The following is a 5,315-nucleotide window of genomic DNA, read 5'->3' on the forward strand; positions in this document are numbered from 1 at the left end:
GGTAAGCAGAGTTTTTGAAATGTAAGGCCTTTGAATAAGACAAAAGGCTGCCTCATCGCTAACTTTGCAACAGTGCCGGATTGAATATAACCGACGTGACTGTTACATTTAGGTGGCTAAACCCGTCAAGCCCTCAGGAGTGAATCATGACCGTAGTCACGACCGCCGATACCTCCCAACTGTACGCACTTGCAGCCCGACATGGGCTCAAGCTCCATGGCCCGCTGACTGTCAATGAGCTTGGGCTCGACTATAGGATCGTGATCGCCACCGTCGACGATGGACGTCGGTGGGTGCTGCGCATCCCGCGCCGAGCCGAGGTAAGCGCGAAGGTCGAACCAGAGGCGCGGGTGCTGGCAATGCTCAAGAATCGCCTGCCGTTCGCGGTGCCGGACTGGCGCGTGGCCAACGCCGAGCTCGTTGCCTATCCCATGCTCGAAGACTCGACTGCGATGGTCATCCAGCCTGGTTCGTCCACGCCCGACTGGGTCGTGCCGCAGGACTCGGAGGTCTTCGCGGAGAGCTTCGCGACCGCGCTCGCCGCCCTGCATGCCGTCCCCATTTCCGCCGCCGTGGATGCGGGGATGCTCATCCGTACACCGACGCAGGCCCGTCAGAAGGTGGCCGACGACGTTGACCGCGTCCGACGCGAGTTCGTGGTGAACGACAAGCGCCTCCACCGGTGGCAGCGCTGGCTCGACGACGATTCGTCGTGGCCAGATTTCTCCGTGGTGGTGCATGGCGATCTCTACGTGGGCCATGTGCTCATCGACAACACGGAGCGCGTCAGCGGGATGATCGACTGGAGCGAGGCCCGCGTTGATGACCCTGCCATCGACATGGCCGCGCACCTTATGGTCTTTGGTGAAGAGGGGCTCGCGAAGCTCCTCCTCACGTATGAAGCGGCCGGTGGCCGGGTGTGGCCGCGGCTCGCCCACCACATCGCGGAGCGCCTTGCGTTCGGGGCGGTCACCTACGCACTCTTCGCCCTCGACTCGGGTAACGAAGAGTACCTCGCTGCGGCGAAGGCGCAGCTCGCCGCAGCGGAATGAGCGAACGTCGATATAGCCCGCTCGCGACGCTGTTCGCGGCGACCTTTCTCTTCCGGATCGGCAACGCGGTGGCGGCCCTCGCGCTTCCATGGTTCGTCCTGTCTCATACAAAGAGCGCGGCCTGGGCGGGCGCCACGGCCGCTAGCAGCGTCATCGCGACCATCATCGGCGCGTGGGTTGGTGGTGGCCTCGTCGATCGGTTCGGGCGCGCGCCCGTCGCATTGATCTCGGGTGTGGTGGGCGGCGTGGCCATGGCGAGCATCCCACTGCTCGATGCCGTTGGCGCCCTCTCGAACACTGGGCTGATCGCTTGCGTGGTGCTCGGTGCCGCGTTCGACGCACCCGGTATGGCCGCGCAGGACAGTGAGCTGCCCAAACTCGGCCACGTCGCCGGGCTCTCCGTTGAGCGCGTCTCGTCACTGAAAGCGGTGATCGGGAACGTCGCGATTCTAGGTGGCCCGGCCCTTGGGGGGGCCGCAATCGGCCTGCTTGGCGCTGCGCCAACGCTCGGGCTGACGGCGTTCTGCTCCGTCCTTGCAGGTCTGCTCGGCGCGTGGGTGCTTCCCGCGCGTGCCGCTCGGACGATGACCACGACGGCGACTCTCTCCATGCGCGCCGGCGTCGCTTTTCTCTGGAGCGAACCCCTGCTGCGCCCTCTCTTTGGTATAGTGATGATCTTCGTGGGCATCGTTGGCGCCAACGGCAGCGTCATCATGCCTGCGCTGTTTGTAGATGCAGGACGCCAAGTAGCAGAGCTCGGGCTGTTCTCCTCAATGATGGGGGCTGGTGGTCTCCTTGGCATTGCCATTCATGCGTCGGTCGGCGCCCGGATATCAGCGCAGAACTGGCTGGCGGTGGCATTTTGTGGCTCTGCGGTGGGCTCGCTTCTGCTTTCACAGTTGCCAGGCGTGCCGGTGCTGATGTTGTTGGGCGCGCTCGTGGGACTGCTGACCGGCTCAGTCTCTCCCATTCTCAACGCTGCCATCTACAACCGCACGCCGCCAGAACTTCTCGGCCGGGTACTCGGCACGGTCTCGGCGGTGATGCTGTCAGCCTCGCCCATGGTTATGCTTGCGGCCGGCGCGTTTGTCGACCTTGCTGGTCCGCTCCCTGGCCTCGTTGTATCGGCCGTGTTTGCGGGGCTCGTGGCTCTACTCTCGCTCCGTCTTCAATTTGCTACAATGGCGGCGGCAGCCACAGCCTCCGCCCCAACCCATACAGAAGGTGAACACTGATGCCCCGCCCCAAGCTCAAGTCCGATGACGAGGTACTCGAGGCCGCCACCGTAGTGCTGAAGCGTTGCGGTCCCATAGAGTTCACGCTCAGCGGAGTAGCAAAGGAGGTGGGGCTCTCCCGCGCAGCGTTAATCCAGCGCTTCACCAACCGCGATACGCTGCTGGTGAGGATGATGGAGCGCGGCGTCGAGCAGGTGCGGCATTACCTGAATGCGATACCGATAGGCGCAGGGCCGCAAGGGCTCTGGGAATTTTTGCAGGTGCTCGTTCGGAGCATGAACACTCGCAACGACTTCTCGGTGAACTATCTCATCTCCTGGTACGAGCTCCAGGTGCCGGAGCTACGCACGCTTGCGATCCAGCGGAACCGCGCGGTGGTGGAGGGGATCCGCAAGCGACTGCCCCCAGGTGCTCCTGCGGCAGCTGAGTTGCTCCTGCACTCGGTCATCGCTGGCGCGACGATGCAGTGGGCCGTCGATCCGGATGGTGAGCTAGCTGATCATGTGCTGGCTCAGATCGCTGCCATCCTGTGTTTAATGTTTCCCGAACACGACGATTTCCAACTCCTCCAGGCACATGCGTAAACGGAGGTGTGCAGAGTCCCTGCGGCAGGCGACGAACACGACCGTCGTCGATTAGTACCGGTACGGTCGGTGGTATCGAAGTCTTGATCACCACTCAGGTCTACGGCTTACAAATGGTGACCATCCCGATACTTGCGTCAGAGCACCGGGCCGATTCTTTGACAGTGAATCACTCCCGTAAGGTTGTGCCGGTGTGGGTGTCCCGGGTCGAGACGATACTCCGCCAATGCGCCCAGCAAACAACCTGGCCATCGCAGGTGGTGGGGAGCGGTGTGGCGGATGAGTTGGACAAGTTGGTGTAGCAGCACGAGCACGGCGAGATAACATCGCAGGAGTTCGACATGCTCAAGAGACAGCTGATTGCGAATCGCGATGCAGATTCATAACCCGATTGCGGGTTGGCTTCACTCCACCATCACCGAGCAGACTAGCACGGCGGGCTCTGTTGCAAAGATTGGCGGCAGTCAGAGGTAGGCTGTCGCTCTGCGCCGATCAGGCGGCTGCTGCGAAATGGTGGTTGAGCATGCCCATGGCCTCCGTCAGCGCCGAGGGCCCAATGCCAAAAGCTCTCTCCACAAGGCGCACCTCGCCCCTGATGCCGGGCTGCAGGCACCAGGGGCGAGCCTGTCCTTTGCGCAGGGCTCGCATGACTTCGAATCCCTTGATCGTGGCATAGGCCGTGGGGATCGATTTGAAACCGCGCACCGGCTTGATCAGTATCTTGAGCTTTCCGTGATCGGCCTCGATCACGTTATTGAGATACTTCACCTGCCGGTGGGCCGTCTCCCGGTCCAGCTTTCCTTCGCGCTTCAATTCGGTGATCGCTGCACCATAGCTCGGCGCTTTGTCGGTATTGAGCGTGGCAGGCTTTTCCCAGTGCTTCAGGCCTCGCAGGGCCTTGCCCAGGAACCGCTTCGCTGCCTTGGCGCTGCGGGTCGGCGACAGGTAGAAATCGATCGTGTCGCCCCGCTTGTCGACTGCCCGGTACAGGTAGGTCCACTTGCCCCGCACCTTGACGTAGGTTTCATCCAGGCGCCAGCTCGGATCAAAGCCACGCCGCCAGAACCAGCGCAGCCGCTTCTCCATCTCCGGGGCGTAGCACTGGACCCAGCGATAGATCGTCGTATGGTCGACCGAAATGCCGCGTTCCGCCAGCATTTCCTCAAGGTCGCGATAGCTGATCGGATAGCGACAATACCAGCGCACCGCCCACAGGATCACATCACCCTGGAAATGGCGCCACTTGAAATCCGTCATCGTTCCGTCCGTCCAATCTCCGCCAAGCATGCTCAAGCTTCACGATTTTTGCAACAGAGCCCACACGAGTATTGAGCATAGTCGAGATTGGTGCAGATCACTTCTGATATTGAACTGTCAGGAGCTGGCTGCACAACAGCCATTACGCCCAATCAACTGGTGCAGTCGTCTTCTGAAAATGACATTTGGTATCTCTCATAAACGGATGTTTTTGAGAGAACTATCTTCGGCCTTCACACGCACGAAAGGCGGCGAAGCTCCGCCGTTAATCCGTCCGCCGGAGATCTCGCCCAGGCAGGCTGAAGGCCGAGCAAGCCTGACAGGCCCGAAAAGCCCGGCACGGGCGTCGGCGGCGATGACGGCGGCGGCATTATCCAGGGTTGATGATGGAAGTGGAGGATATCGACAACCTCTCGCGCAACCAAGACATCGCGGTCGGACTGCAAGTGATCTTGAAGCCACGGGCCCGTCCCACCCCGACATGGACCTCGATGCCCGAACGGACGTTAGATTTCGAGTTCTAGGCGTTCTGCGATGAAGGTTGGATCCCAGCCGGGATTGAAAGTGTCGACGTGGGTGAATCCGAGCCGCTCGTATAGGCCACGCAGGTTCGGGTGGCAGTCGAGCCGCAGCTTGGCGCACCCCTGCGTTCGCGCGGCATGGCGGCAAGCCTCGATCAGCGCGGAGCTGACACCCCGGCCCGCATGTGTCCGTCGCACCGCGAGCTTGTGCAGATATGCGGCCTCCCCCTTGAGGGCGTCGGGCCAGAACTCGGGATCCTCGGCCGACAAGGTGCAACAGCCGACGATGCCGTCGCTGCAACTCGCGACTAGGAGCTCGGATCTCAGGACGAAGGTCTCCGCGAATGTCCGGTCGATCCGCGCGACGTCCCAGGCGGGCGTTCCCTTGGCGGACATCCACGCCGCAGCGTCGTGCATCAGCCGCACAACCTCGTCGATATCACCCGAGCAGGCGACCCGAACGTTCGGAGGCTCCTCGCTGTCCATTCGCTCCCCTGGCGCGGTATGAACCGCCGCCTCATAGTGCAGTTTGATCCTGACGAGCCCAGCATGTCTGCGCCCACCTTCGCGGAACCTGACCAGGGTCCGCTAGCGGGCGGCCGGAAGGTGAATGCTAGGCATGATCTAACCCTCGGTCTCTGGCGTCGCGACTGCGAAATTTCGCGA

Annotated in this window: 5 protein-coding genes and 1 pseudogene; 3 read left to right on the top strand and 3 right to left on the bottom strand. The window is 62.1% G+C overall.

Going from position 1 to position 5,315, the window contains the following annotated elements:
• Window positions 1–146: 146 nt before the first annotated feature.
• Genes L2I46_RS28515 through mphR(A) form a run of 3 tightly spaced genes read left to right on the top strand, consistent with a single transcriptional unit; the run spans window position 147 to window position 2,871 of the window.
• On the top strand, window positions 147–1,052 hold the full coding sequence (locus L2I46_RS28515) for an Mph(A) family macrolide 2'-phosphotransferase (protein WP_000219391.1): 906 nt from the start codon (window positions 147–149) through the stop codon (window positions 1,050–1,052).
• Entirely contained in the window at window positions 1,049–2,287 is a 1,239-nt protein-coding gene (gene mrx(A) / locus L2I46_RS28520; RefSeq protein WP_000004159.1) for a macrolide resistance MFS transporter Mrx(A), read from the top strand. Before L2I46_RS28515 ends, mrx(A) begins: the two co-directional genes overlap by 4 nt.
• Window positions 2,287–2,871: a macrolide-binding transcriptional repressor MphR(A) gene (mphR(A), locus tag L2I46_RS28525; RefSeq protein ID WP_001137892.1), complete on the top strand. Its 585-nt coding sequence runs from the start codon at window positions 2,287–2,289 to the stop codon at window positions 2,869–2,871. The genes mrx(A) and mphR(A) overlap by 1 nt, the downstream gene beginning before the upstream one ends.
• A gap of 492 nt (window positions 2,872–3,363) precedes the next feature.
• On the opposite strand, the gene L2I46_RS28530 is transcribed toward mphR(A), so the two are convergent.
• From L2I46_RS28530 to L2I46_RS28540, 3 genes and pseudogenes are all read right to left on the bottom strand, one after another.
• A complete protein-coding gene (locus L2I46_RS28530; protein WP_001389365.1) occupies window positions 3,364–4,128 on the bottom strand; it encodes an IS6-like element IS6100 family transposase in 765 nt (254 codons plus the stop codon).
• A gap of 117 nt (window positions 4,129–4,245) precedes the next feature.
• Window positions 4,246–4,314, bottom strand: a pseudogene (locus tag L2I46_RS28535) (EAL domain-containing protein); the annotation flags it as partial.
• Window positions 4,315–4,634: 320 nt separating this feature from the next.
• Window positions 4,635–5,135: a GNAT family N-acetyltransferase gene (locus L2I46_RS28540; RefSeq protein ID WP_000376623.1), complete on the bottom strand. Its 501-nt coding sequence runs from the start codon at window positions 5,133–5,135 to the stop codon at window positions 4,635–4,637.
• Between the last annotated feature and the right edge of the window lie 180 nt (window positions 5,136–5,315).

Origin of the sequence: Klebsiella sp. 2019SCSN059, assembly GCF_021739525.1 — a bacterium.
GTDB classification, from domain to species: domain Bacteria; phylum Pseudomonadota; class Gammaproteobacteria; order Enterobacterales; family Enterobacteriaceae; genus Klebsiella; species Klebsiella quasipneumoniae.